23 protein-coding genes are annotated in these 25,652 nt (G+C 63.6%); 14 read left to right on the top strand and 9 right to left on the bottom strand.

The window, feature by feature from the left end:
• Nucleotides 1–159: 159 nt before the first annotated feature.
• Together N4264_RS14050 and N4264_RS14055 are read left to right on the top strand one after the other, a co-directional pair.
• Nucleotides 160–3,141, top strand: coding sequence for a hypothetical protein (locus N4264_RS14050; protein ID WP_261692880.1), 2,982 nt, complete (start codon nucleotides 160–162; stop codon nucleotides 3,139–3,141).
• A gap of 299 nt (nucleotides 3,142–3,440) precedes the next feature.
• Nucleotides 3,441–4,277 carry a hypothetical protein gene (locus N4264_RS14055; RefSeq protein WP_261692881.1) on the top strand — a complete coding sequence of 279 codons (837 nt, stop codon included), beginning with the start codon at nucleotides 3,441–3,443 and terminating at the stop codon, nucleotides 4,275–4,277.
• A gap of 83 nt (nucleotides 4,278–4,360) precedes the next feature.
• Here N4264_RS14055 and N4264_RS14060 read toward each other — a convergent pair whose 3' ends face one another.
• The 3 genes from N4264_RS14060 to N4264_RS14070 all read right to left on the bottom strand — a co-directional run bounded on the left by N4264_RS14060 (nucleotide 4,361) and on the right by N4264_RS14070 (nucleotide 8,122).
• Nucleotides 4,361–4,891 (bottom strand): dihydrofolate reductase family protein, encoded by a 531-nt coding sequence (locus tag N4264_RS14060; protein ID WP_261692882.1) that lies wholly within the window; start codon nucleotides 4,889–4,891, stop codon nucleotides 4,361–4,363.
• Between the two features lie 73 nt (nucleotides 4,892–4,964).
• Nucleotides 4,965–5,711 carry an inositol monophosphatase family protein gene (locus tag N4264_RS14065; RefSeq protein ID WP_343232006.1) on the bottom strand — a complete coding sequence of 249 codons (747 nt, stop codon included), beginning with the start codon at nucleotides 5,709–5,711 and terminating at the stop codon, nucleotides 4,965–4,967.
• A 227-nt stretch (nucleotides 5,712–5,938) separates the two neighbouring features.
• Nucleotides 5,939–8,122: a PKD domain-containing protein gene (locus tag N4264_RS14070; RefSeq protein WP_261692883.1), complete on the bottom strand. Its 2,184-nt coding sequence runs from the start codon at nucleotides 8,120–8,122 to the stop codon at nucleotides 5,939–5,941.
• Between the two features lie 527 nt (nucleotides 8,123–8,649).
• Between N4264_RS14070 and N4264_RS14075 the strand changes: the two genes are divergently transcribed.
• The 5 genes from N4264_RS14075 (at nucleotide 8,650) to N4264_RS14095 (ending at nucleotide 11,351) form a co-directional block, all read left to right on the top strand.
• A complete protein-coding gene (locus N4264_RS14075) occupies nucleotides 8,650–8,802 on the top strand; it encodes a hypothetical protein (RefSeq protein WP_261692884.1) in 153 nt (50 codons plus the stop codon).
• Between the two features lie 114 nt (nucleotides 8,803–8,916).
• A complete protein-coding gene (locus N4264_RS14080) occupies nucleotides 8,917–9,111 on the top strand; it encodes a helix-turn-helix domain-containing protein (RefSeq protein ID WP_261692885.1) in 195 nt (64 codons plus the stop codon).
• Nucleotides 9,081–9,656, top strand: a complete 576-nt coding sequence (locus N4264_RS14085; RefSeq protein WP_261692886.1) for an XRE family transcriptional regulator — start codon at nucleotides 9,081–9,083, stop codon at nucleotides 9,654–9,656. The genes N4264_RS14080 and N4264_RS14085 overlap by 31 nt, the downstream gene beginning before the upstream one ends.
• Before the next feature lie 100 nt (nucleotides 9,657–9,756).
• The gene (locus N4264_RS14090) at nucleotides 9,757–10,152 is read left to right on the top strand and encodes a VOC family protein (protein WP_261692887.1); all 396 of its coding nucleotides are present in this window, start codon (nucleotides 9,757–9,759) and stop codon (nucleotides 10,150–10,152) included.
• A gap of 314 nt (nucleotides 10,153–10,466) precedes the next feature.
• A complete protein-coding gene (locus N4264_RS14095; RefSeq protein WP_261692888.1) occupies nucleotides 10,467–11,351 on the top strand; it encodes a hypothetical protein in 885 nt (294 codons plus the stop codon).
• An 81-nt stretch (nucleotides 11,352–11,432) separates the two neighbouring features.
• Here N4264_RS14095 and N4264_RS14100 read toward each other — a convergent pair whose 3' ends face one another.
• Nucleotides 11,433–11,735: a hypothetical protein gene (locus N4264_RS14100; RefSeq protein ID WP_261692889.1), complete on the bottom strand. Its 303-nt coding sequence runs from the start codon at nucleotides 11,733–11,735 to the stop codon at nucleotides 11,433–11,435.
• A 388-nt stretch (nucleotides 11,736–12,123) separates the two neighbouring features.
• Nucleotides 12,124–12,834: a DUF72 domain-containing protein gene (locus N4264_RS14105; RefSeq protein ID WP_261692890.1), complete on the bottom strand. Its 711-nt coding sequence runs from the start codon at nucleotides 12,832–12,834 to the stop codon at nucleotides 12,124–12,126.
• Nucleotides 12,835–12,857: 23 nt separating this feature from the next.
• On the opposite strand from N4264_RS14105, the gene ligD reads away from it, so the two are divergent.
• The 3 genes from ligD (at nucleotide 12,858) to N4264_RS14120 (ending at nucleotide 17,472) form a co-directional block, all read left to right on the top strand.
• Nucleotides 12,858–15,593 (top strand): DNA ligase D, encoded by a 2,736-nt coding sequence (gene ligD / locus N4264_RS14110; protein ID WP_261692891.1) that lies wholly within the window; start codon nucleotides 12,858–12,860, stop codon nucleotides 15,591–15,593.
• Nucleotides 15,594–15,665: 72 nt separating this feature from the next.
• Nucleotides 15,666–16,556: a non-homologous end joining protein Ku gene (ku, locus tag N4264_RS14115; RefSeq protein ID WP_261692892.1), complete on the top strand. Its 891-nt coding sequence runs from the start codon at nucleotides 15,666–15,668 to the stop codon at nucleotides 16,554–16,556.
• 67 nt (nucleotides 16,557–16,623) lie between these two features.
• Complete coding sequence (locus tag N4264_RS14120) at nucleotides 16,624–17,472, top strand: tetratricopeptide repeat protein (protein ID WP_261692893.1); 849 nt, start codon at nucleotides 16,624–16,626, stop codon at nucleotides 17,470–17,472.
• A gap of 9 nt (nucleotides 17,473–17,481) precedes the next feature.
• Here N4264_RS14120 and N4264_RS14125 read toward each other — a convergent pair whose 3' ends face one another.
• Both N4264_RS14125 and N4264_RS14130 read right to left on the bottom strand, forming a co-directional pair.
• A complete protein-coding gene (locus N4264_RS14125; RefSeq protein WP_261692894.1) occupies nucleotides 17,482–18,984 on the bottom strand; it encodes a hypothetical protein in 1,503 nt (500 codons plus the stop codon).
• Between the two features lie 311 nt (nucleotides 18,985–19,295).
• Complete coding sequence (locus N4264_RS14130) at nucleotides 19,296–20,027, bottom strand: TetR/AcrR family transcriptional regulator (RefSeq protein ID WP_261692895.1); 732 nt, start codon at nucleotides 20,025–20,027, stop codon at nucleotides 19,296–19,298.
• Here N4264_RS14130 and N4264_RS14135 point away from each other — a divergent pair.
• On the top strand, nucleotides 20,026–21,030 hold the full coding sequence (locus tag N4264_RS14135) for a saccharopine dehydrogenase family protein (RefSeq protein WP_261692896.1): 1,005 nt from the start codon (nucleotides 20,026–20,028) through the stop codon (nucleotides 21,028–21,030). The two genes, N4264_RS14130 and N4264_RS14135, sit on opposite strands and share 2 nt — an antisense overlap.
• Nucleotides 21,031–21,073: 43 nt before the next feature.
• Nucleotides 21,074–21,850, top strand: a complete 777-nt coding sequence (locus N4264_RS14140) for an isocitrate lyase/PEP mutase family protein (protein ID WP_261692897.1) — start codon at nucleotides 21,074–21,076, stop codon at nucleotides 21,848–21,850.
• A gap of 44 nt (nucleotides 21,851–21,894) precedes the next feature.
• Here the strand turns inward: N4264_RS14140 and N4264_RS14145 are convergent, their stop codons facing one another.
• Together N4264_RS14145 and N4264_RS14150 are read right to left on the bottom strand one after the other, a co-directional pair.
• The gene (locus N4264_RS14145) at nucleotides 21,895–22,287 is read right to left on the bottom strand and encodes a hypothetical protein (protein ID WP_261692898.1); all 393 of its coding nucleotides are present in this window, start codon (nucleotides 22,285–22,287) and stop codon (nucleotides 21,895–21,897) included.
• A gap of 2 nt (nucleotides 22,288–22,289) precedes the next feature.
• Complete coding sequence (locus N4264_RS14150; protein ID WP_261692899.1) at nucleotides 22,290–22,754, bottom strand: hypothetical protein; 465 nt, start codon at nucleotides 22,752–22,754, stop codon at nucleotides 22,290–22,292.
• Between the two features lie 389 nt (nucleotides 22,755–23,143).
• On the opposite strand from N4264_RS14150, the gene N4264_RS14155 reads away from it, so the two are divergent.
• The gene (locus tag N4264_RS14155; RefSeq protein ID WP_261692900.1) at nucleotides 23,144–24,802 is read left to right on the top strand and encodes a M14 family zinc carboxypeptidase; all 1,659 of its coding nucleotides are present in this window, start codon (nucleotides 23,144–23,146) and stop codon (nucleotides 24,800–24,802) included.
• Nucleotides 24,803–25,226: 424 nt separating this feature from the next.
• Nucleotides 25,227–25,622 (top strand): heavy metal-responsive transcriptional regulator, encoded by a 396-nt coding sequence (locus tag N4264_RS14160; protein WP_261697627.1) that lies wholly within the window; start codon nucleotides 25,227–25,229, stop codon nucleotides 25,620–25,622.
• Nucleotides 25,623–25,652: the final 30 nt, after the last annotated feature.

Here is a 25,652-nt window from a genome sequence, read left to right on the forward strand (position 1 = left end):
GCAGGCGCGACGTGGCGGCCGCTACTGCCGCGAACGCAATTCCCTCGCAAAACACGCCATGGCATCGCCGCGTCGTCGGATGGTGGATTTGCAAATTTGCATGGCGTGGTTCTTCCCGAGCCTGCGTTCTTCGGTTGGCACGACGGGGGACGAGCACCGATGAGCCGTACCGCGTCGCCGGAATCCGCGGCCCAGGCACCGCGCGCGGATCCGTCTGGCGTGATCAACGTGGCGGTGTTCCTGAAATCACACTGTGAAAGAGGTTGGGAGTTTCGAATGTCCATAAGTAGTTTCAAGCTGAGTACGCTGGCAGCGACGGTCGTCCTTGCCACTGGCATGACCAGCCTGCCGGACGCCGCCTATGCGACGACGGCCGACAAGACCACGCTCGGTACGGTCATCACGGGTTCGCCGCAGCATTCCCTGCACGGCTACAACAAACTGGTAGCGCAGCCGGGCACCTACGCACGCGTGGTGCGTACGCTCGATGGCAGTCCGATACCGCAGAACCTGGTCAATACACAGCAATTGCTGGCGTTCGGGCACATGTCCGATACGCAGATCTGTGACGATCAATCCCCGGCGCGCGTGCCGTTTCTGGACAAGCGCAATGACGTCGATCCCTCGTGGGATACGGGTTCCGCCTATCGTCCGCAGGAGCGGTTGCTCGCCCAGATGGGCGCCGCGATGGTGAGCTCGCTGCGCAATCTCGGCGCCGGCCCGGCAACGAACCTGCCGCTGGCGTTTACCCTCATCACCGGCGACATGGTGGATAACGCCCAGTACAACGAGACGCGCACTTACATCGACATGATGGACGGCGGTTGGATCTACCCGAACAACTGGGCCAATCCCACTGTTGAAGAAGGCCCGGGGTACGGCCGCAACGACACCGGCCACAAATACAACATGCCGGACTGGTCGTGGTACAGCACGCTACCCAGTGCCTACTACCATCCCAATGGCGCAAAGCCCTATCCGAACAGCCCACCCGACTGGTACCGCCAGCACGATTTCCCGGTCATTCCCTATCTGCTGGGCGCCTCGCGCCGCAACTTCGTATCGCCAGGACTGGGCATGCCGTGGTACGCCGCGTTTGGCAATCACGACATGTCGATCCAGGGCAATCTGCCGCCCACTGGTCGCGTGGGCGGTTGGGCCAAGAACCAGGCGACAAAGGCCGAGCGCATCCGCGAGATCGACGCCCCGTGGATCATGCCGGACGGCTTCCTGGATTACGCCTCGGCGATTGCCGACGCGCTGTTCAATCCCACCTACGAGGTACCGGCGACGGCCGACCCTAATCGCCGAATCCTGAGCAAGAGCCAGTTCATTACCGAGCACTTCGCAACCGCCGGTTGGCCCGCGGGTCACGGATTCAATGCCTCCGGCAAGCCGTACTACGTCATGCCTTCCTCCGGTCCTGACGATCGCTTCAAGTTCATCGCGCTGGATACGACCAACAGCAACGGTTTCGGTGCAGGTGGCTCGATCGATCCTGAGCAGTGGACCTGGCTCATCAACGAACTGAAAGCCGCCAGCACCAGGTACTGGGCTGCCGACGGTTCGGGCTGGGTGGTAAATCCGAACGGCAAGGACAAATTGATCGTCTTGTATGGTCATCACACGATCGACAGCATGGACAAGATCACCACGGACGATGGCATTCCGCAGGTCTATTCGGGCGCAGAACTCGAAGCGCTGCTACTGCGCTTTCCAAACGTCGTGATGTTGGTGAACGGGCACACGCACCGGAACGCGATCAAGGGGCATTGGGCCACCAATCGCCCGGGGCGCTACGCGAACTACAACGGGTTCTGGGAGGTCACTTCGCCGGCGGCGTCCGATTTCCCGGTACAGAGCCGCGTCATCGAAATGGGCCTGAACTCGAACTTCGTCGCCAACGGCGTGCGTGAGAACAACTACCTGTCGATCTATACCACCATGCTCGACATTGATGCGCCCGTCACTTTCGATCCGAACGGATCCATGGGTGATTTCCGGCAGTTGGCGAGCGTCGGTCGTGAACTTTCCTACAACGACCCGGGCGACCGTCACGGGGCCCAGGTGAAAGGCTGGCGTTCCGGTGAGGCCTCGGACCGCAATGCGCAGTTGATCGTGCCGGCGCCGTTCGGCATGAATGATTATCCGGTGCAGGGGGAACGTGGCACGCACATCGTCACGCAGAAGGACGACACGAAAGATGTTCGCATTCTGAAGGTGGGTATCAACAGCACCGTGCTTTCGACGAAAGAACTGCCCGCGGCGACGGTGCAGAACTCCGATGTCATCGGCACGGGACAGTTCACCCAGGGCCTGAAAATGGGACAGGATCTGGTGCTGCGCGACGCGGACGGCAAAATCCGCATCAAGCTGCTTGACTGGCATCTCAACGAAGCGTCGTACCCGGGCTTCGGGGAATCGGTGCGCGGCACGGTGGCGGCGACCACGGCGCTGGCCGGTATCGGTGATTTCGATGGCGACGGGCGTTCCGACCTCGCGTGGCGGCGTGCCGATGGTTTGTCGGAAATCTGGTTCGGCGGAAGCGCCGCTGATCGGAAGTCCATCGACTATGGCAACAACAATGACTTGACCGAACCGCCCCCGGGTGCGGCGGACTGGAACATCGCCGCCGTCGGTGATTTCAACGCAGACGGCTACTCGGATCTGATGTTCGAGAACGTGCTGAACCACGTCGTGGCAATCTGGTACATGAAGGGCGCGACTCGCGTTGGCGACAGCTATCCGTCGAACTGGCCGCACACCCAGGGCTACGAACGCGTGCCCGGTGCGGCGGGGGATGTGCTGTACGCCGCCGGCGACGACCTGATCTATCGCAAGACCGCCGGCGACAAGCTCGGCGAGTTGCGGACCGTCGACGCCCACTCGGAATGGTCGCGCGCCATCACCTACCAGAACGTCCCCGGTGCCAACGCCGGTTTTGAGTGGACCACGCTTGCGCTGGGCGATTTCAATGTGGATGGCCGGAACGACATTTTGTGGCGCCACGCCGGTGGCAGCTTTGCGATCTGGCACCTGGATCGCGAGAAGTACAAGTATGACGCGCTGCTCAACGTCGCGCCTACTACTGACTGGAAGTACCGCGGGCTGCTGAAGAACACGATGACAGTGATCTACTGACGCCAGAAGATCGCGGCGGCCGCCGGTAAAGGCGGCCGCTGTACTTCCAGCTTCAATGACGGACCCGGCAAGCGGATGCGGGCGCCGGTGCCCCGCCGACTTTTCTCCAGAACAGGGATGGTGGGCGGCCACGTCGGCGCTTGCAGCGCCATGCGACATCGACATTTCTGTCTCCTGCGCGTACCGACATACACTCGGCGTCCTTCGCATCAGAACGGACCAATGAATAGATGAGGGCGTGGCTGCAGCGGTTGATGGGACGTCCAAAGACGGCCCGGCACGAGGATGAAGTGCCGACCATGCCCTGGGATTCAGGGCGCCCGGGTCTGTACGCTTTTCTCACCGGCTTTGAACGGGATGCTGACGGTGCGCTGCCTGCGGCTGATGCGTTGCTTGTCGGCGCCGGCGAAATCTTCGAGAAGCTGATTCACGGCGGTCCGGCGCAGGACATGAGTGACTATGCCGACGGTGTCGATGAGGTCCAGGCATGGTTGGCTCATCTGCGGCGCGGGTGCCCCTCTGACCTGCAGGTTCTGCTCTCTGTCGACCGCCTGCGCCATTGGGTCCGTGACGAAGGTGGTGCCGTCGCCCTGCCTGCTGACCGCGGCTGGACTGCTGAGGTACGCGCCGCGGTCGCCAGTGCGTGCGACGGCGTTGTCGCAAGCGGTCGCTGGTTGCCGATCGTCGAGCAGGGCTTTGCCGAGGAGCAGCGCTTCCCGTTCTGGCGCGCCTGTCGCGCAGCGGAGATTCTCGGACTGGATCCCTGGGAGCGCCGCTACGAACGCCAGGAAAAGGACGGTTCCGACGAGTGGTATGACCTGATGCGGACGGACGACCCACAGCGTGTGCAGCGTGTCGTAGCCCTTGCGCAGCGCCAGATCGACTTTGCCGCCATCGCGACAGGCCCTGCCTGCGATCCGGGTCTGGGCGAGCGCTTCCGCGAACACCAGGCCATGGAGTTCATCGTGACGCCACTGGCGTCCTTTCCGGGCATGGGCTGGCCCGTGGTCGAGGCTGCGCTACGCAGTCCGGTCATCCGCTCCCGCAATGCCGCGCTAGGTGTATTAGCTGCGTGGGGTGAAGCGCGCTGGCCGCAGTCCGCGCGCCATGTGTTGTTGCAGGCGCAGGCTGAGTAGCCGGATGCCGCCGTCGCCGCCCGCATAGCAAATGTGCTTTCCGGTAGATCGCTGGCGGAAAGAGAGGAATGATGCGGAGCGCACTAGACTGGAACGTAGCGCAACCGAATCACATCCCCGCCGATCCGGTCAGAGCTCAACAGGCGCAATGGCGGTCGGGGCGCAGCGAAATAGGGCTTGCCCTGTCCCAGCACGACCGGATGCAGGTAGATGCGATATTCGTCGATCAGGCCATGTTCGGTAAGGCTTCGCGCCAGATCCGGGCCAGCCACTTCGATCTCTCCGTCGTGTGCGGCCTTCAGGGTTCGGATCGCCGTCTCAAGATCGCCCTCGACAATCCGGGCGTTGGGACCCACCGACTGCAACGTTCGTGAGACCACCCATTTCGGCTGCTTCCGCCAGGCCGCGGCGAATGCGCGCTCGTCGGAGTCCCATTCCGGGCGATCCTCGTCCCAGTAACGCATGATCTCGTAGATGCGCCGGCCGTAGAGGCTGCCCACCTGATTCCGGGCTTCCTCGACGAAGTGGCGGAAGAGCGTGCGATCAGGTGCAAACGCCAGGTGATCCACGTAGCCGTCCAGGGACTGGTTCATGCCGAAAACAAGTGTGGCCATGTGAGCAATTCACCTCATGTCGAAGACGATGGCGTCGGCAGGAGTTCAATCTGGCAGCGTGTTCCCACCTTCCTTAGAGCGTGCCCAGCAGCTCATCATGCAGGGATCGATCGCAGGATGTCAGCAGGCTGCCCCCGAAGAGGATGCCATGGCGCTGGCCCGAAAGTGATGTGGCAACGCCGCCGGCTTCTTCCACGCACGGGACGAGTGCGGCGATGTCCCAGGGTTGCATGACGGTATCGATAGCTGCGTGCAGGTTGCCGCGGCAGACCAGCGCATGCTGGAGGCAATCGCCGCAGAAACGGAATTTGCGCGCCTGGCGTTGCACGCCGCTCAGGTGATACGGCCTGCCGGGTTCTTCCCGCAGGAAATCAGAACGGTGGATGCCGGATGCGGAAATCGCGGCGTCGCGCAGCCGCACGGCGTCACTGACGCGAACGCGCACCGGCGCGCCGGTGCGTGGTTGGAACCAGCAGCCGAGCCCCTTGGCGGCGTAGACCGTCTCGCCCAATGCCGGGAAGTGAATCACGCCGACGACGGGCTCCTGTTCCTTGAGGTACGCGATCAGCGTGCCGAATACGGGCATACCCAGCGAGAACCAGGTCGTGCCGTCGATCGGATCGATCACCCAGAGATCCGGATCGTCGGTAGCGGATCCGCCGAATTCCTCGCCAAGAATGGCATGGCGTGGATAGTGCTGCGCGAGCAGATCCCTGATCACGGTCTCTGCTGCGCGGTCCGCTTCCGTGACTTCGGTGCCATCGGCTTTGATGCTGACGGAGCACCGCTGGTAGTGGGGAGGATGGCTGCTTCTGCCGATCGTGCGAGCGTCAGCGCGAACTGCTGCAAGGAGGCGTAGTCGTTCGTCATCGTCCCGCTCGTTCGTGGCGCAATCACGGCAGCCACACTAGCAGCTCTGCGCGGCTGTGTGCAGACAGCTGTTGCAGCCGGGCACATGCTGCTGAAAGAAGAACGGCTCCCGATCCATGGCGGATCGGGAGCCGTCGATTCTGGTGCGCGGCACCCGCATGGTGCCGTCGCTACCGGTCAGGGATTGGTATAGCTGCCGGTCAGCGAGACGCCGTTGAACGGGTTGTACGCACGCAAGGTGACGTAGTACGTGCCGGCCTGGACGTTCGTGATGGTGCACGTTTCCGCGTTGCCATACTGGTAGGGGCGGCAATCGTAACTGGACACCGTCGGGGCGGAACCGAACTTGACGTAGAGGTCAGCGTCACCGACGCCGCCGCTGATCGTGAACTTCAGGTTCTTCGCGCCCGCCGGGACGACCAGCGTATACATTGCCGTTGTCGATCCCGTGGTGGCGGACAGACCGGTGACGGGGACGCCGTTGCACAGCACTGTGCTACCGCAGCCGGTGATGCCCAGCACGACCTGCGTCGTCCGCGTGTAGGTTGCACCGCGGTTGTCAGTCACAGTCAGCGCCACCAGATACGTACCGGCCGCCGCGTAGGTCTTGACCGGATTGGTCGCCGTCGATGTCGTACCGTCGCCGAAGCTCCAGTAACGCGACACGATCGTGCCGTCGCTGTCGGTGGAGCTGTCCGTCAAGGTGATGGTGAGGCCATTGATCGCAACGCTGAAGTTCGCCACCGGCGGGACGTTCGGCGTGACAACGGCCACGGTGACGGACTTGGTGACGGTATGCGTCGCACCCTTGTTGTCGGTCACGGTCAGCTGGACGCTGTACGTGCCGGCGGCGGCGTAGGTCTTGCTCGGGTTCGTCGCAGTCGACGTCGTGCCGTCGCCGAAGCTCCAGCTGCGTGACGCAATGGTGCCATCACTGTCGGTCGATCCGTCCGTGAAGGTGGCCGTGAGGCCATTCGTCACGAAACTGTAGTTTGCGGTCGGCGGGAAGTTTGTCGCCGTCACGGTAACGGGCTTCGTGATCGTGTGGGTGGAACCGATGTTGTCCGTGACCATCAGCGTGACGTTGTACGTGCCGCTGCTGGCATAGGTTTTCACCGGGCTTGCCGTGGTGGAGGTGGTGCCGTCGCCGAAGTTCCAGGAACGCGCGGCGACCGCGCCGTCGGGGTCGCTCGATGCGTCGAGGAACGACACCGTCAGGTTCGACGCCGAGTGCGAGAAGTTCGCGACCGGCGGCAGGTTGGCAGGACCCGTACCGCCCGTGTAGAGCTCCGCGGAGGTCATGGCGTTGGGGCCGCCGGCAAACAGCACGTTGCCATTGTCGAGCAGCGTCGAGGAGAAGAAGCGCGTACGCGACGAGGCCAGGGAACCGGCGCTCGACCAGGTGCCGGCCACCGGGTCATAGCGTTCCATCGTGCTGGTGACCGAGGCGTTCGTGTAGCCGCCGCTGACCAGCACGCCGCCATCGGCCAAGGCGATGGCCGTGTGGCCCGAACGCGGGATGGCGAGCGAACCGGTTGCCGAGAACGTCAGAGTGGCCGGATCGAACACTTCCACGCCACCCTGCTTGCCGGCGCTGTTGTGGCCACCGGCCACGAGGATGCGGCCGTCAGCCAGGCGCGTGGCGCTGCCGCCGGTGCGGGCCGTTGCCATCGCGCCGGTGGGTGTCCATGTGTTGGTGGCCGGATCCCAGATATCGGCGCTCGGCACGATCACGTTGGATGTGGTCTGACCGCCCGCCATCAGCACACGGCCGTCCGGCAGCAGCGCAATGGCCGGACTCGACCGCTGCGTCGGCAGGCTGATGCGCTGGCCGAAGGTGCTGGTGGTCGGATCGAAAACCTGGGAATACCTGCCGTCGACGAGGAGCACCTTGCCATCGAGCAATGTGACGGTCGTCGGGTACATGGCGCTGACATTCCCCAGCGGCGAACCTGCTGTCAGGCTCCAGCTTCCGGTCGAGGGGTCGTAGATTTCGGCGCTGCTCGGGCTCATGCCGCCCGACGGGGTCCATCGAACGCCGCCAACCATGAGAACACGCCCGTCGGCGAGAGTTGCGAAGCCCGCCGCGCTGCGGGGTTCCAGGAGTGAGGACGCCGGCGTAAAGGTGCCGGTCGAAGGATCGTAGATTTCAGCTGACGCCACGCTGTAGCCGCCGGTGGAATCGCCGCCCGCGATGAGGACGCGCCCATCGGGCAGCTTCGCGGCCATGTGCTCGTCACGGCCCACCGACAGGGAGCCAGTGGGGTCTGCGTGCACAGTTGCGCCGCTGGCTAGCAGTAATAGCGCCGCCGAGGAAAACTGAAAGAGAAACGTGCGTGTGTAACCGAGAATATGAGGCATGGGTGCTGTCATGGTTTGTTGTCTTTATGGTTCGTGTGTTGTTTTGAGTCGATAGAACGGCAACACGCATCATTGAAATACAAGCTGGTCGTCACCCCCTGAAGGTGTCTGCACTTTGATTGCGTAATCGGTTCTGCTTGCGGCAGGGCTGGCAAAGATTGCTGCCGCCTCCATAGCGCCATCCACCGACGGCCATGGCGCGATGGTCACACAGTCTATTCTCAGCGCACGAGACAATCCCCTTGCAACGACGATCACCGGGACGCGGGGTGAGTCGACACAATCGTTGACACGCCGGCAGCGCGCACTCGCTGGCATCGGTCCGTCGCAGGCGGGAATCCTTGACTCTGGACCGGGCAGCGTCCTGCCGGACAAATGTCAGGATTCGGGCAGCTGCCCGCACGAGTGCGGCTCGTCGTGGATCCTGTGCCGCTCGAATGGCCACAGTGTGCGTCTACGTGCCGGGGATCTTTCGAACCCGGGCAGGTGGTCGCCTGCAGGTGTTCGCTGGGCAGTCGAATACTCCAATGGCCGTCACGGCCTGCAGTGGTGGCTGGGCCAGCGTGATCCATGGAACGCTGTGCGTCGCGCTGTCACTGCAGAGTGCAACGGCGTCGTCGTTGGCACAACCCGCTGCGGCGGACCGCCAGCGCCCTGACGCCGTGGGTATCACTATCTGATACCGCGTGATTGGAGGGGATAGCGCGTCAATTGTTGCAAGCCGTGTGATGGATGCAGTCACGCGCCGCATACGCCGCTATCATGCAAACCCCGACGATGCCCTGGAGCCCCGCATGTCCGGTTCGCGACTTCTGATTCAGTCCCTGCGAGGCCTCCTGCGTGAACGGGGCATTACCTATCGCGAGCTGGCCGCCCGCCTCGGCGTGAGCGAACCGACCGTCAAGCGCGATTTCAGTCGGGGGATTTCTCTCTCGGCCGTCTCGATCAGATCTGCGCCGTGCTGGAGATTTCCCTGCAGGATCTGGTGAAGGGCGACCGTTCCGCCAGCAAGGTATTGACCGAGCTGACAGAGAAGCAGGAGCTGGCCCTGGTCTCCGATCCCAAGCTGCTTCTGACAACCTACCTCATCGTCAACGAGTGGAAATTCCCGGAGATTCTCGCCACGTTCCGTATCGAGGAGAATGACCTGGTCAACCTGCTGCTCAAACTCGACCGGCTCGGCGTCATCGATTACCGGCCGCCGCGGCGCATCAAGAAGCTCACTGCGCGCAATTTCTCCTGGCGCAGCAATGGCCCCGTGCACACATTCCTGCTGTCGCGGGTGTTGCCCGAGTTCTTCAACGACGCGTTTGAACAACCCGGTGATGAATTCCACTTCGTCGGAGGCACCCTTTCCGTGGCATCGCGTGCGCGGATGAAAGCGGCCATTGATCACTTCACCCGCGAGTTTGAAGAACTGGCGCGCCTGGATTCGCGCCTCCCGCTCGCCGATCGCGATGGCTGCAGCGCCGTCATCGCCCTGCGCAAGTGGGAGTTCTCGGAATTCACCCGCTTGCGGCGCAAGAAGGTGTAGCCGACAGGCCCGCATGCGGTACCCTGCACGGGCTCGACAGGCGACGCATCGGCGGCGCCCTGGTGTACATCCATCACGAACCGGCAAAGGAAGCGTTGCAATGTCAATCGATGCAGTCGATCTGGGCGCAGGGGCAAAATCCGTGGCATTCGTCTATGTGAGCGACCGGGAACGTGCGCTGGGCTTCTACCGCGATACGCTGGGCTTCGCCGTTCACAGCTCCGACAACTACGGTGACTACCTTTCGATTCCCGGCAGCCTCTTGCGGCTGACCGTGATACCGGACATGAAACCGCATCCCCACCCGGTGGTGGGGTTTGAGGTCAGCGATGTGGTATCGGTGGTCAAGGCTTTCCGCGAGCGAGGTGTCGTCATGGATACCTTCGAAGGAATGGACCAGGACGACCTGGGCATCTGGCACGCGCCGGATGGTCGCAGCAAGCTCGCCTTCTTCAAGGACGCTGACGGCAATGCCCTGATGCTGACCCAGGCGTGAGCATCGCGGGCAGGACGCGGCGTCGCCGTCGGGGTGCGAAACTCATCAGGTTGGATAGCACGGGTTGTCGTAGGGGATAGCCAGTCACTTTGCAACAGACGCCGCAACCTCCGGATGACGGCGTTGTGCAGAACGGGATGTCAACGCAAATTCCAGGATTGCGTTGGCAGGGGAGGGCATGAGTCGTCGCTCGCGCTACCGCTGCCCTGCGGATAGCACGAAAGCCGATGACGTCAGCCTGATGGTAGCGTGTCGCAGCCTCAGGTTCGCGACGCATGCCATGACCCCAACCCTTCTCTGGAATCCCTGAGTCCATGAAAACGCGAGCTGCTCTCACCGTTATCGCCGCCGCCCTCCTGCTGCCGACCGCAGCGATGGCGGGCGGCGGTGGCGTACCCACCAAGGTCGTCGTATCCGCCCGTTTCACACCCAGCACCATTGCTGCAGGCCAGTCCACCACGTTGTCGTGGCAGGCTCGCGGTGGCGATATCACCGGCTGCCGCATTACCGGTCTTCCGGGTGGTTTGCAGTGGGGCGGCGAATCGGGCGCAATTCCCGTGCGGCCGACGCAGACCACGACGGCCCGGGTCCTGTGCAGCGAGGAGAACGGTGCATACGCCGTTGCCACTCCCACTGTCACCGTGGCGCAGGCGAAGGTGGTCCCGGAATCGGCACCACGCATCACTGCAGCGGCCAAGCCGACGTTCCTGCTGTCGCCAGGCACGGCGACAGTGTCGTACTCGTCGATTTACGCGACAGGTTGCAACAAGGGTCCCACCTCCGGCTCGTACTCGCGCTTCTTCATGCGCACCACATTGGAGGTGATTTCCTGCTGGGGCCCCGGCGGTACCACGTCCGTTGTCGTGAAAATTCCCGTGCTCGAAGACTATCTGGCCGCTGGCACCGAGTCGGACCAGGCCAGGAAGGTGGCGTCGAGCCCCACTATCGGTGATCTCGGCTCCGCTGTGGAAGAAGGCAACCTTCAGTACGCCGACGGCGACTTCAACAACGATGGCAACGCAGATTCCATTGTGGTCGACGTCAACGACCAGATGGCCTACGTCATCCTGGGTGAACGTGATGGCGGCTCGCGCATCGTCAAATCGATTGCCGGTGTGGCCGATCTGGAGCAGATCCAGAGCATCGACGTGCCAGCTGGTGCTGCGGCGGAGAATATTGTCGTCACCGTGGCGCAGTAAGCGCTGATGTTGCGGCCTTTGCATTGACCGCTACGTGAGCGTCGCCCCCGACTCGTTCGGGGGCGACGCATTCGTACTTGCTCAGGGCCGAATCAGCAGCTGGGAATGCATGGTCGAGTCAAACTGCACGCGGCGTACCTCCACGCGCATCGTTTCACAGTGCTCATACCGTTCAATGTTGGCCCATATTTCGTCGATCGGCGCGTCAGGCGACACGCTGACTATCGAAAAGTAGGGGCTGTAGTCGTCAAGTTCACCGTCAAACGGGTTGTCCAGAAGCCATCGGAGACCGCCAGGACTGCGAATGATGACGATGCGGGGAAGATCCCAGAACCCTCTGTAGGATTCGATCTGGTGCCAGACGTCGGTCTCGATGGGGTTCACTGAGGTACTCCGCAACTGATGGGCTATTGCCAAATCGTGTGCCGGTGGCCCGATTGACTACTGCGCTGAGAACTCCACGCTCCATCGTTTCCCGTTTTCACGCAGGATGCTGCCGTCTGCAGTGACGCACAGGAGCGGTACGTCCTGCACCACGCGCAGAGGCCCGCAGTTGAAGGTGCCGTGGATACCTCGCTCCAGTTGTCTTTCCCGCATCGTAACGGTAGATCTCCCAGTCGACCGAGAATGCGTTCGTGTTCATCCGGATCGCAAATCCCTGCTCCGGCGAGGCCATCTGCACATCGTGGCGTCACATCCCCTGGATTCAAGCCGAGAGCGCCGGCACCAGCCAGCGCAATATCCCCGGCGATGCGCTTCCGCCCGGGGCGAGCTATCCCGCCGCCAGGCGCATCAAGGATTCCGCATAGCCTGGCGCCGTCGGTTCATGCATGAAGTAGGCGTGGATCGATTGCCACTTCGTACCGAGCAGGCGCTCGCTCCAGCGTGCAAGGTCCGCATCGGTATACGTTTCCAGCCGTAGGCGCACATATCCCCACGACGTTGTTTCGACGATGGGCGGTGCCGTGCTGTCCTCCCGCTCCGACACGCACAGCGCGGCCCCCACGGACGCAAGCGCCGCATAGACCGCGTCATCGAACCAGCTGTCGTGGCGGAATTCAAACGTGGCGCGATGGTCCGGCGGCAGCACCTGCAGAAATTCGGTGAGCCTTTGGAGGTCCTTTTTCTGAAACGGTGGCAACTGGAACAGCACCGGTCCTCGCTTGTCGCCCAGGGAGTCGAGCACCCGGTAGAGGTAGGCGACAGGCTCGGCTGCCGCGTCCGCCTTCAGACGGGCCTCGTGGGTGATGCGCTTGGATCCTTTGATCGCAAAATCGAACCCGTCGGGCGTTGCGGAGGCCCAGGCGGTCAGAACCGCCGGCTTTGGCATCTGGTAGAACGAGTTGTTGATCTCGACGGTTGGCAGGCGCTGCGCGTAGAAGGCCAGCATCGCATCGGGTTTGATATTGTCCGGATAGAAGGAGCCCTGCCATTCCTTGTAGGAGTAGCCGCTGGCTCCGGCGCGCAGGCGATGGCTTTTCATGTCCAGCCCCGTAGGATGTGCCGATGGCGAAGCTCAGCGAATATTCTGCCAAGCGACGCTTTGAAGCCACCCCCGAGCCGGCGCCGCAGGTGCCTGCGGAAGGTTCCGGACCCTTGCTGTTCGTGGTGCAGCAACATGCGGCGAGCCGGCTGCACTACGATTTTCGCCTGGAATGCGACGGAATCCTGAAGTCATGGGCGGTGCCCAAGGGGCCGTCACTCAACCCGGATGACAAACGCCTCGCCGTGCACGTCGAGGACCATCCCTACGACTACGCCTCGTTCGAGGGCGTGATTCCGCCCCGGCAGTACGGCGCCGGCGAGGTCATCGTGTGGGACTGTGGCGTGTACAGCCCTGACGAGGGCGGTACCGTGTTCAACGACCGGGACGAGGCCATGCGGCGCGTCCGTGCAGGGTTGGCGGCCGGAAAGCTCAGCATCCAGTTGCGTGGCGAGAAACTGAAGGGCTCGTTCGCATTGGTACGCACCAAGGACGAGAAGACCTGGCTGCTCATCAAGCACCGCGATCGTTTCGTCAGTGCGGCGGACATCACCATGCGCGAAGCATCGGTACTCTCGGGCGTCGCCGTGCGAGACCTGCGACGTGCACCGGTACACCGCCTTGCGGCCGGCCAGTTGGCCCCACGGGGCACGACATCCGCGATGCCGACGCGCCTGGCGCCGATGCTGGCGGAGTCCGCCGACGAGCCGTTCGAGCATGAGGACTGGCTATGGGAGCCCAAGCTCGACGGGTATCGCGTGCTCGCTTTTATTGACGACGCCGGCGTGCGCTTGCGTTCACGCGGCGGGTTGGAACTGGCGCCGGCATTCCCCCGGCTGGTCGCCGAACTCCGGCAGCAGGCGGAGCGGGGCATGATTCTCGACGGCGAAATCGTCGCGTTCGACGCCACGGGCAGGCCCTCTTTCGCCACGCTGCAGAACCGTGCCCAGCTCAAGAGCGACCGGGACATCGCGGCGGCGGATCGCACCTCGCCGACGCTGTTCTTCGCGTTCGATCTGCTCTATTTCGAAGGCGTGGATTTGCGTAGCCGGCTGTACCGGGACCGCCGTCGCTATCTGGTGCAATGCCTTCTGCCGACGCCACTGGTGCAGCTCGTGCACGCGCAGGAGGACGGTGTTGCGTTGCACGCGGCGGCGATGGCGAGTGGTTTCGAAGGGGTGATGGGCAAGCGCAAAGACTGCCCCTACGTCGCCGGCAAGCGCTCCCCCGCATGGCTCAAGGTAAAGCCGACGCGGAGCGCCGAATTCGTGATTGGCGGATACACGCAGGGCAGGGGCTCGCGCTCGGCGCTGGGTGCATTGCTGCTCGGGTACTGGAAACAGGGGGCATTGCACTACGTGTCCCACGTCGGTTCCGGTTTTGATACGCGAAGTCTGAAAGCAGTTCAGGCACGTCTGGCGCCGCTCGTCACGCGCCGTTGCCCGTTCCCGGAAAAGCCCGAGGTGAATGCACCGGTGACCTGGGTCAAACCCGAACTGGTGGCCGAGGTGACGTTTCAGCGCTGGACCGAGGATGACTCACTGCGGTCGCCGATTTTCCACCGCTTGCGCGACGACATAGACGCGGCGTCCGTGCGCCGTCCGAAGGATCCTGGGACAAAGGCGCCGTCGTCCAGAACCACGCCGGCTTCCGTCCGTTCGCGGCGGGCGCGACCGGATGCCGCCGGAGGGGAGCAGAGCGAGCTCCTTGCCCAGCTCGACAGCACCCGGAACAATGTCGTGCTGCACGTCGGCGAGCACCGCATCAAGCTCACCCACCTGGACCGCGTGTACTGGCCGGCCGATGCGGCTACCCGGCAAGCCGCGCTGACCAAGCGCGATCTCCTGCGCTATTTCGTGCACGTGGCCGACTGCATCCTGCCGCACCTGGCGGATCGCCCGCTCACCCTGATTCGCATGCCCGACGGGATCGAGGGCACGCGCTTCTTCCAGAAGCACTGGACGCAGGCCAAGCCGGACTTCGCCGACACTGTTACCGTGTTTTCCGAGCACAAGGACGAGGACCACGAGTACCTGGTGTGCAACAACCTGGCGACCTTGCTGTGGCTGGCCCAATCCGGCGCGCTGGAATTCCACGTATGGCATTCGCGTTCCACACGTGGCGCGGACACCCGCGTGACATCCACCGATTTCTCCAGCTCGCTGGAAGCGCTCGAGGCGTCGGTGCTGAATTTCCCCGACTATGTCGTCTTCGATATCGACCCGTACATCTATTCCGGCAAGGAAGCGAAGGGCGCCGAGCCTGAACTGAACACCGTCGCCTTTGAAAAGGGTAAGGAAATTGCCTTCCGCCTGCGCGAGTTGCTGGAGGAAATGCGGCTTGAGCCCATCGTGAAGACCTCCGGCAAGACGGGCCTGCACGTGTTCGTGCCGATCCGGCGCACGCTCGATTTCGACGCGGCGCGGCAGGTATCGGAGCTGGTGAGTCGTCACCTGCTGCGCCGCTACCCCAAGGACATCACCATGGAGTGGGCGGTGAACAAGCGGACTGGCAAGATCTTCATGGACCACAACATGAACGTGCGCGGCAAGACCTTGAACGTGGCCTGGTCGCCGCGCGGAGTGCCGGGTGCGCCGGTTTCCATGCCCATCAGCTGGGAAGACCTGGTACGTGCCCATCCGCTCGACTTTACCCTAACAAGTGTGGTAAAGGGCTTGATTTACAGGGAAGATCGTTGGCGAAATGCGCTCACGCGCAAGGCCGACATGGAGAAGATTCTGAAGCAGGCAAAGAAGTAGGCCGCCCGCAGTCTTCTCGGCTCGCGCGGGATCCAGGCACTGGGCAGGGCCGACAGCATGGTGGGGAACGTCATGGCTGCACGTTCGATCGCGTCGCTGACCGTATCCTTCGGCCTCGTGGCCATTCCGGTGAAGCTGTATACCGCCACCGAATCGCGCAGCGGCATTTCATTCAATCTCCTGCACAAGGCCCCGTGTGGTGCCCGTGTCAAGCAGCAGTACCTGTGCGCACGCGAGAACATCCCGATTTCCCGGGACGAGATGGTCAAGGGCTACGAGTTCGCCAAGGACCAGTACGTGATGTTCACGGCCGACGAGCTGAAGGCGCTGGAGGAGGCGGGTACTCATAGCGCGGACATCACCGAGTTCGTGCCGATCAGCGCGGTCGACCCGGTGTATTACGACAAGGCCTACTACCTTGCGCCGGACAAGGGCGGTGCAAAACCCTATGCGCTGCTCGCCCAGGCCTTGCGCGAATCCGACCGCTGCGCGATTGGTCATTGGGCAACGCGTGGCAAGAGCTACATCGTCATGATCCGTCCGGTGGAGGACGGCCTCGTCATGCAGCAACTCCTGTATGCGACCGAAGTGCGCGCGATCAGCGATCTCGACATCCCGAGGACGGAAGTGAGGGCGCAGGAATTGAAACTGGCGCAGCAGCTGATCGACGCCCAGAGCAGCGAACGTTTTGATCCCACGCAATACAAGGACGAGGTCGCCGAGCGCGTCGCCGCCGCCGTGCAGAAGAAGGTGGAGGGCGAGCAGATCACCCTGGCCGAGGAGCCCGAGGGCGGTGCACAGATCATCGACCTGATGGAAGCCCTTCGGGCGAGCCTGGAAAAAAAGGGCGCCCGCAAGGCGGAGCCGGCCGCGAAAGAGAAGCCGGCGCGCAAACCGGCCAAGCAGGTGCCGACCGTTGACGTCGAAGCGCCTAGGCGCAAGGGCGTGAAGAAGGCCAGGTGATCGCGCGCCGCTTCGTTCATCCGTTGGCGAAGAGGACACGACAGGCATGGGAATGGACGTGCAGGTCATGATGAAACCGGAGCCGTCCACCCATCCCTACGGCGTGCCCGATGTGGAACGATTGCTGCGACTGCCGCGCAGCACGTTGCGCGCATTGATCGCTGCGGGATTTGTGACGCCGGCACGCGGGCCACGCAATGCGTACCTGTTCTCGTTTCAGGATCTGATCGTGCTGCGTACGGCGCAGGCGCTGTCCAACGCAAAAGTGCCGCAGCGCCGCATCATGCGCGCACTGAAACTGCTGCGTGCACGACTGCCTGATCATCTGCCGCTCTCGCAATTGTCGCTGCAGGCGCTGGCGGATCATGTGGTCGTGCGCGAAGGTGGCGCACGCTGGCACGCCGAATCGGGCCAGTACGTCTTTTCCTTCGAAGGCGAGGCCGCTCCGGTTGCCGTGCATACTCTTCAATCGCCTGCAATGCGGAGTGCCGACGCGGCGATCATTGCTGACACGAGCTATGCCGAAGGCATCGCCCTGGAGGAAGGCGCCACCGACGCCGCCGAGCGCGCCTATCGCCGCGCCATTGCCGCCGATCCGACGCGCCTGGATGCACGCATCAATCTCGGCCACCTGCTGCACGCAAACGGTCGCACCGAAGAGGCGGAAGCCACTTACCGCGATGCCCTGTCAGCCTGCGGCAACGAGGCGACGCTGCTGTACAACCTCGCCGTGCTGCTGGATGACCTGGGCCGCAAACCCGAGGCCATGCGCACTTACGAGGCTGCGCTGCGCGAAGACGCGCAGCTGGCCGATGGTCACTACAATCTTGCGCTGCTGTACGAAGAACTTGGTCAGCCTACGCGCGCGTTGCGGCATATGGCGCACTATCGACGGCTGGTGCAGGGTGCTGAGTAGAGCGCCGGTTCAGCGTGGCAGAAACAGATCGCGTCGCCTCAGTCCGCCCTGCCAGGAGGTGTCGCAGGAGCAGGTGTTCTTGATACCGCCGCGGAGCCGGCAGGAATTGTTCACGCCTTCCCGGTAACCGCCTTCCTGTGTAGCGCGCACACGCGTGCGGAACTGGTCGGTGCCCACGACGCGGGCGCCCTGGTCGAGGCAACTGGCGCCATGGCAATAGCAGGCGCCGAAGACGCCGCCAATGCGGCAGTCCAGATTGGAGCGGCACCCGGTGCGCTCCGCGAAACAGCCGTAGGTCACCATGCCCTGGGTGTTCGGGTCACCGGTGGGCGCAACGGTCTGATAGACCGAGCCGTTGCCGTCCTCCTCCCGCGGACAGCCAATCGCCAGCAGGCCCTCGTAGGCGGTTTTCAGGTTGTAGGCGCGCTGCAGGTTCTCGCAGTCTTTCGAGCCCTTCGTCGTGCACAGGGGCGAATAGATCTGCATCCACAGCTCCCAGACCGGCTTGAAGCCGAAGCGAATCGGCTGGTCGCCCTGCGAGCCGCTGGCGATAAAGGCGTCGATGCTCTCTTTCGTGACTTCCTGCGTGATTGCCACGCGGGTCGCCTCGGTGCCGCCCATGGCAATCTGGCGCGACTCCGAATGTGTGCTCGACGCCTTCTCGCGTTGTTCGCGCGAATAGTCGGCGCAGCTGTCGACGCTCCAGCCCTTCTTTGCGGTTTCCTTACCCTCGACCGCAGCGCACGCCTTGGCCTTCAGCACATTCAGGAGGTCGGTGGTGGTCGCGCTGGAACTCTCCCACCGCTGGAAACGACTGCCGAGCTGCTGGCGGATCATGATGTGCGAGCCAAGCCGCTCCAGATACAACTGGTACGGATCCCATTCGCTCTGCTGGCCAGCCCGCTCCGGCGATATCGGCGGCAGAGCCTCGAACTGCTTCACGTCTTCCGGATCGACATTGGACTTTGCGAAGCAATCGCGGCCGCGTACCTTGAAGTCCACATTGCGCGTCGGTGTGGTGATGTCGAGGTGGGTGCTGGTCATGCGCTCGGTGGTCGTCGAATCGGCCCCCGTCATGGCTGATACCGACGCCCGCGCAGTCAGGCGTGCTGTCGAATAGCGGGCATCCAGCTCGAAGCTTGCGACTGTCTTGACCGTGAGCTCGCGCATGTTTTCCGCGCTCTGGAACTGGCGTGTCGCGCGTTCGGTTGGCGGGGACAGCGTCGCGCAGCTGCCCAGGCGCGTGTCCAGGAAGAAGTCGTTGCCTACGTCGGGCGGATCGAATCCATTGACGGCCGGCAGGTAAAACGCATGCCCCAGGCCGCGGCAGATTCCGTCGGGGCAGGCGTCCGTGCGCATCGCTTCCACGGTGTCGTTTTCCACCGTCATCGCCGGCTTTCCCGCGGCAAAGCCGAGGACCACGATCAGGCAAGCAACCCACCGCACATCGCGTAGAGCAAGACGGGCGTGGCGAGAACGATCCGGCCGGGCGGGGAGTGCGTTTCGCTTCATGTCCCAGTCTCCTGTCGAAGTGCGGGCGAATCGAGTCCCTTACCGACCGAAAGCGTACATTTTTTCCAATTCCTATCAACGGCAACTTGTTCGGCACGAAAAGGCTGTGCCCTGGCCCAGGAAACCGCGCTTGCCGGCCTATCGTGGCCTATTGGCTACGGCTCGCTGAAAGCCCAGGCACCGCGGCGGTGGGCAAATGCGACCAGATGCGGCATGGTCGACGTAGCCACATCCCGCCATACGCCGATGACATCCGGGACGCCGCTGGCTTCCACGTGTGTTGACTTGTATACGTGTTCGGCCGGCCCGTTTCATGCGCCTTCTTGTGCAGGACCCCCGGCCCCTTTGCACAGCGCACGTACAGAAGCCAGGAGAACATCCGTTGCCTCCTCGGGTGTGAGCAGCCCGGCACTGACGAATGCGCCGTTGATCAGTAACGCCAGCTGCGCGGCGAGCTGCTGTGGATGAGGCACCTTCAGCTTGCGCGCCAGGTCGTGCAGGCGCGCGCGCAGCGCCTGCATATGAGCACGGGCGACGTGGCGCGCGGGATGGTCGGGTTCGGCGAATTCCGCAGCGACGTTGATCTGCGGGCAGCCCCGGTAATTGGGGCGGGCAAGCCGTTCACCGATCCAGTGCATGTGCGCTTCCAGTTCGCTCATCGGGGCATCGGCATGCTGCTCGGCCACTTGGTCCCAGACGGACCAGAAGTCCGCGTCTTCTCGTTCCAGGAAAGCAACGATCAGGTCATCTTTCGTCGGGAAGTGGCGATAAAGACTGGTCTTTGCGACGCCCGCCTCCTGAATGACGAGGTCCACGCCGACGGCACGCACGCCCCGTGTGTAGAACAGGCGGGAAGCCGTTTGCAGGATGTGGTCGCGCAACGCCTGAGGTTGCGCCGCCGCGGTGGGGCGGGAGGATCGAGCGGGAGAGCGGGTGGCCATGGGATTGACGGCTACTGGGGTCAGGGTTGACAGGATACAGACCTGTCTGTACTTTGTGTGAAACAGACAGGTCTGTATCGTCATCTGCGGAGAGGAATCCATGACTAATCAATGCGCTACTGTCGCGGTTTACGGAGCCGGCGGCCACACCGGACGTTTCGTCGTCGCTGAACTATTACGTCGCACGATCCCGGTTATCGCGGTCGGGCGGGACCTTTCCCGGCTGCCTTCCGACGTGCCGGGCAAGGTCGCGGCCATCGACGATCCGGCGGCCCTGGACCGTGCCTTTGCCGGATGCGCCGTCGTCATCAATTGCGCAGGACCGTTTCTTGACTCCGCGGACCCCGTCGTCCGTGCCGCGCTGCGCGCCGGATGCGCGTACCTGGATATCAACGCGGAGCAGGCGAGCACGCAGGCCACGCTGGAAACGTTCGACCAGCCGGCGCGCGAAGCGGGACTGGCCGTGATCCCTGCGGCCGGCTTCTACGGTGGGCTGGCAGACCTGCTCGCCTCCGTGCTCGCCAAAGGTGACACCGTCGACGAGCTCACGACCGCGGTCGCCCTCGATCACTGGTGGCCCACCGAAGGAACGCGCAAGACCGGCGAGCGGAATCGCGTAGCGCGCGTGAACGTCGACGACGGAAAGCGCGTACCGATGGCCCTGCCTGCGGCCAGCATCGAGTGGTCTTTCGCCGCGCCGCATGGTGCGCAGTCGGTGGTCGAAATGCCGTTTAGTGAGATCATCACGATCTCGCGGCACTTGCCGGTGCGTCAACTTCGCAGCTACCTGGGAGCCAATGCGCTGGGTGATGTCCGCCATGCGGGCACCCCCGCACCGACCGCTGTCGACCAACTCGGTCGTTCCGCGCAGCAATTTGCTATGGATGTCGTAGCGGTTGGCGCGAACGGAACGCGTCGGGCGAGTGCGCGCGGCCAGGACATCTACGCCGTATCCGCCCCCCTCGTCGCCGAGGCGGCCGCGCGCATTCTCGACCCATCCTTCGCTCGCTCCGGCGCACTCACGCTGGGTGAAGCCTTCGATGCGCGCGACTTCCTGGACGCCTTGATGCCAGACCATCTGACCGTTGCATTCACTCCCGTCTGACCCGATCTGCTCGTCCCTTCTTTTCCCCCAAGGAGCTCGCACCATGCATCAGAATGATCTCGCCCGGCGTTTCGCCGCACTGCACGTCAAGGGAAACCCGCTCGCGCTCTACAACGCCTGGGACGTGGGCAGTGCCAAGGCGATAGCCCGGGCCGGGGCGCCCGCCGTTGCAACCAGCAGTTGGGCAGTCGCGGCGGCGCAGGGGTACGATGACGGAGAGTCGATGCCGCTATCCCTCGTGGAGCAACTGGCCAAGCGTATCGTCGACGCGGTCGATGTCCCGGTGACGGTGGATTTTGAAGGCGCCTATAGCGAGGACCCGCGGGTCTGTGCCGCCAACGTCGGGCGACTGCTGGACGTGGGCGTCGTCGGTATCAACTTTGAAGATCGCATCGTCTCCGGAACGGGCCTGTACAGCATCCAGGCCCAATGCGACCGCATTGCCGCCATTCGGGCGATGGCCGATGCCCGTGGGGTAGCGCTCTTCATCAACGCGCGGACGGACCTGTTCTTCAATCCCCAGCTTGCGCCGACAGACGGTATGCCGGAGGCCCGCGCGCGCGCCGAAGCGTATGCCAAGGCGGGTGCCTCCGGACTCTTCGTCCCCGGACTCGTCGACCTGCAGGCCATCGCCGCGCTGTGCGCCGACGTTGCCTTGCCGGTGAATGTGATGCTGGGCGCGGGATTGCCTGATCTGCACACGTTGGCCGAGGCTGGCGTCGCACGGGTCAGCCAGGGGCCGCACGCCTATCTGGCAGCGATGGAAGCCGTACGCGTTGCCGCGCAGGATTTCCAGGCGCAGTCCGCCCCGGTGGCGTAGGAAGGCAATAGTACTGAAGCCCCGCGCGACGGGGCTTCAGGCGCTCAAGCCGCCTGCGCGGGGTTTCGCCAGGAGCGCCACAGGCCGTGCAGGGTGAGGATCAGCGAAATGCCGCCGGTGACGCCGAGCCCGTACAAGATCCAGATAAAGAAATAGCCGCCGTCGGATTGGGCGATTTTTCCACCGACGCCAGCGCCCGACAGATGCAGGGCGGGGACCACGGCGGCGAACAGCGAACCCAGCAAGAGAAGGGTGTAGCCCAATCGTGTGCCAACCAGCACCAGTGCCGCATACAGCCAGACGGCGAGGATCAGCATGCCACGCAGGTTGCCGAGCCCTCCCGGTTCGAAGCCACGCAGGATGTCGTCCGTCAGGTGCAGTGACATGAGCACCACGGCAATGGCGGAGCAAATCGACAGCAGGTGATCGGATTTCATGGTCACGCCTCCCGGGGAGCGCGCGCTGATGCCGGCCGTGCCCCCATGACATACGTGCGCCAGGCGTAACCCCAGGGAATGAAGAGCGCCAGCAGGGGCAGGGCGAGGAAGGATTCCGCAATCGGCTGCGCCGGCGAACCCTCCAGTGATCCGGCCAGCCACAGCGGTGCCGCCACGAAACCGAGCCAGATAGCCTTGTAGCCGAGGGCGAAAAACAGGATCGGCAACCAGCGCAGCGGCTGGAACAGTCCGAACACGGCCAGGCAGGGATAAGTGGCCCACACGGCCCACGCGATGGCGGACAACGGCGCCTTCCATTCGCCCTGGTGGGTCAGCAGCACGCTCCAGGCCGTGGGCGCGACGAATACCAGCATCAGCAGGTAGAACAGGCGCAGCCCCCAGATCTGGATGGGGCGGACGCCGTCGTGTCGCTGCGGATCGGAACGGAAGGGGCGGGCGAAGTCCATGGTCACACCTCGTCAAGGTAAGGACGGTTGGGGACGACGAAACGGACGGTTCTATATCGTGATTCGATATTAGGTATATCGATAAACGATACGCAACCCTGCCGGACGTCATCCGTCGGGTGCATCGGCGTCCGGCCTCCCGTGCGGGCGCGGCACACCCGGGCGCACCGCACGGCGGGCCAGAGTTCCGGATTCGCGCTGACGTGCACCACTGGTTCGGTACAGCCGCGGTGCGCGCTTCTTTGCCAAGTCGATGTACCGGTCCAAACGGGTGCTACGAATTGCGTGGCAGGGGTGCGAATGGATCGCCCATGCGCGCTGTGGCACGACCTCCACAGCCACCGCGTCACGAGCTATGCTCGGTGATCGGGTCCAAAGTGGGAGGAGTCGTGAGAATCAATTTCGCCGCATTGTTGTTACTGTGCCCTGCAATCGTTGCCGCGAAAGCGGGGCCACCATCCACGTCCATGCCGGCCGGTGAGGGGCCGTGGGTGGTCGAAGCGCATTTTTCGTCAACGACCGTTCTCAATCGTCTGCTGCAGCGCAGCGCGCCGTGGAAGGTGAATCGCCAGGCGGGCGTGCTGACGATTGAAGTGGAAAATCGTGCGGACTACCGCCGGTTGCTGGATGACGGATTCACGGTCGCGGTCGATCCCGAGCTTACGGCCGAGACCTATGCTCCGGTTGCGCACGACGCCAGGCAACCCGAGGGTATTCCCGGATTCCTGTGCTATCGCACGGTGGAGGAAACCTACACCAGGGCCGATCAGCTGGTGGCTCAGGCACCCGGCATTGTCGAGCTGGTGGATATCGGCGACAGCTGGCGCAAAACGCAAAATGCCGCGCAGGGCTACGATCTCAAAGTACTGCGCCTGACCAACCGCAGCATTGCCGGTCCCAAGCCGGCGCACTATCTGCAAGGGGGCCTTCACGCCCGCGAATATGTCACCTCGGAAACGGTGACCCGCTACGCCGAGTTCCTGGTCTCGCGCTACGGCATTGATCCGGATGTCACCTGGCTGCTCGATTCGCACGAAATTCATATTCTGCTGCATGCCAATCCCGACGGCCGCAAGATTGCCGAAGCGTCGTCCACACGCATGCAGCGCAAGAATCGCAACGAAAATTTCTGTCCAACGGGCGGAACGACAGTCGGCGTCGACCTGAACCGCAATTTTCCGTTCGACTGGGGCGGGGCAGGCAGCTCGAGCACGGCGTGCAGTGACACCTATCGGGGTCCCACTGCGGATTCGGAAGTCGAGGCGCAGGCCATCATTGACTACCTGCGGCAGATCTTCCCCGACCAGCGCGACGAGCAACCGGGCGTGGACCTCACCACGCCCATATCGCTGGACGCCCAAGGCGTGTACATGGACGTCCACAGTAACGCCGCGCGTACCTGGTGGCCCTGGGGCAACGTGGATGACACGCTGGCTCCCAACGCCAACCAGCTGCAGACGTTCGGGCGGAAAATCTCCTACTACAACCAGTATCGGCCGGAGCAGTCCAACGCCGGCGGTGCGATCGGCGGTGCAACCGATGATTTCACCTTCGGTACCCTGGGCGTGCCGGCTTTCACGATCGAGCTGGGCGGTTCGTCGTTCTTCCCCGACTGCATGACCTACGAAACAACGATTGCGCAACGCAACATCGATGGCTTCTATTTCGCCTCGAAGGTGGCGCGGCGTCCGTACCGCTTGCCGGGCGGCCCGGAACTGGTGGGTGCGACGGCTTCACCGGCGGTGATCACCTCACCGGTGGCCACGACCCGCCTGACGGTGCGTGCCGACGATACGCGCTACAACAATTCCGCCGGCACCGAGCCGTCGCAGGCAATTACCCGGGTCGATGTGTTCCTGACACCCCCTGGGCCGACGGCGCCACGCCTGTCGGCACGATGGCAGCGCAGGACGGCAGCTTCAATTCGTCCAACGAAATGGCCCAGTGGGATATGCCCGTCGATCTGCTCGCCCCGGGCAAGCAATTGGTCTACTTCCAGGCGGTCGATGCCAGCGGACAAGCAGGGCCCGTCGGAGCCGTGTTCGTGACGCGGTCCGACGACACCATCTTCGCCAACGGGTTCCAGTGACGGGCTGACAGTAACCCCGTCCGTTGCCGCTGATGCGGCAACGGACGGGGCGGAAGCACTTCGTGCGATTCGCGATGGACTCGGCACCGGCCATGCCGGGCCGTGCGAGCCTCCGGAACGCGCGTTCGAATTTCAGACGAGGCGTGGGCAACACACTGCTCGCGCACCCGCCGCAACGGCGGAGTGGGCGATTTCCGTATCGCCGTGTTCTCCAGGGAAGCCTTGGTGTGAGCGGGCGCCGAGTCTTCGCCATACCTGTTCCAGGGTAGCGAACGCGACCACCGCGGCGGCACGTCCGGTCCGCTCATTCACACCGGGGCTTGACTCTGGACCTGGGTCCAAGGTGCAGACTTCCGCTCAAAGGAGGTGTTCCCATGCCTGAACTGAGCATCGGACAGCTGGCGAAGCGCGCTGGCGTCCCCATCGATACCGTGCGCTATTACGAGCGCAACGGACTTCTGACTCCGGCGCATCGAACTGCTGCCGGCTACCGCCACTACGGGGACCGGCAGCTCAAGCGCCTGCGCTTTATCCGCCGCGCCAAGGCGCTGGGCTTCACCCTGGATGACATCCGCGGCCTGCTCACGCTCAGCGACGAGCAGGACGTGGCCACCGTGAAGCAGGCCGCACAGCGCAAAGTGGACGACATCGCGCAGCGCATCGCCGAACTCGAACGCATCCGCGCGGGCTTGCTGGCATTGATTGCCGCCTGTCCCGGTCACGGCCGGGCCGAGGCCTGCCCGATTCTCAATGCGCTCAGTGGTGAGCCTGCGCCATGAAAACGCCCCCCAAGCCCCCGCATACCTGCT

The organism is Tahibacter amnicola (assembly GCF_025398735.1).
GTDB lineage: Bacteria > Pseudomonadota > Gammaproteobacteria > Xanthomonadales > Rhodanobacteraceae > Tahibacter > Tahibacter amnicola.

Excerpts from the sequence above, each read along its gene's own strand:
- N4264_RS14050 (WP_261692880.1), top strand. The coding sequence starts at position 160 with ATGAGCCGTACCGCGTCGCCGGAATCCGCGGCCCAGGCACCGCGCGCG.
- N4264_RS14055 (WP_261692881.1), top strand. The coding sequence starts at position 3,441 with ATGCCCTGGGATTCAGGGCGCCCGGGTCTGTACGCTTTTCTCACCGGC.
- N4264_RS14060 (WP_261692882.1), bottom strand. The coding sequence starts at position 4,891 with ATGGCCACACTTGTTTTCGGCATGAACCAGTCCCTGGACGGCTACGTG.
- N4264_RS14070 (WP_261692883.1), bottom strand. The coding sequence starts at position 8,122 with ATGCCTCATATTCTCGGTTACACACGCACGTTTCTCTTTCAGTTTTCC.
- N4264_RS14075 (WP_261692884.1), top strand. The coding sequence starts at position 8,650 with ATGGCCGTCACGGCCTGCAGTGGTGGCTGGGCCAGCGTGATCCATGGA.
- N4264_RS14080 (WP_261692885.1), top strand. The coding sequence starts at position 8,917 with ATGTCCGGTTCGCGACTTCTGATTCAGTCCCTGCGAGGCCTCCTGCGT.
- N4264_RS14090 (WP_261692887.1), top strand. The coding sequence starts at position 9,757 with ATGTCAATCGATGCAGTCGATCTGGGCGCAGGGGCAAAATCCGTGGCA.
- N4264_RS14095 (WP_261692888.1), top strand. The coding sequence starts at position 10,467 with ATGAAAACGCGAGCTGCTCTCACCGTTATCGCCGCCGCCCTCCTGCTG.
- N4264_RS14105 (WP_261692890.1), bottom strand. The coding sequence starts at position 12,834 with ATGAAAAGCCATCGCCTGCGCGCCGGAGCCAGCGGCTACTCCTACAAG.
- ligD (WP_261692891.1), top strand. The coding sequence starts at position 12,858 with ATGGCGAAGCTCAGCGAATATTCTGCCAAGCGACGCTTTGAAGCCACC.
- ku (WP_261692892.1), top strand. The coding sequence starts at position 15,666 with ATGGCTGCACGTTCGATCGCGTCGCTGACCGTATCCTTCGGCCTCGTG.
- N4264_RS14120 (WP_261692893.1), top strand. The coding sequence starts at position 16,624 with ATGATGAAACCGGAGCCGTCCACCCATCCCTACGGCGTGCCCGATGTG.
- N4264_RS14125 (WP_261692894.1), bottom strand. The coding sequence starts at position 18,984 with ATGAAGCGAAACGCACTCCCCGCCCGGCCGGATCGTTCTCGCCACGCC.
- N4264_RS14135 (WP_261692896.1), top strand. The coding sequence starts at position 20,026 with ATGACTAATCAATGCGCTACTGTCGCGGTTTACGGAGCCGGCGGCCAC.
- N4264_RS14130 (WP_261692895.1), bottom strand. The coding sequence starts at position 20,027 with ATGGATTCCTCTCCGCAGATGACGATACAGACCTGTCTGTTTCACACA.
- N4264_RS14140 (WP_261692897.1), top strand. The coding sequence starts at position 21,074 with ATGCATCAGAATGATCTCGCCCGGCGTTTCGCCGCACTGCACGTCAAG.
- N4264_RS14145 (WP_261692898.1), bottom strand. The coding sequence starts at position 22,287 with ATGAAATCCGATCACCTGCTGTCGATTTGCTCCGCCATTGCCGTGGTG.
- N4264_RS14150 (WP_261692899.1), bottom strand. The coding sequence starts at position 22,754 with ATGGACTTCGCCCGCCCCTTCCGTTCCGATCCGCAGCGACACGACGGC.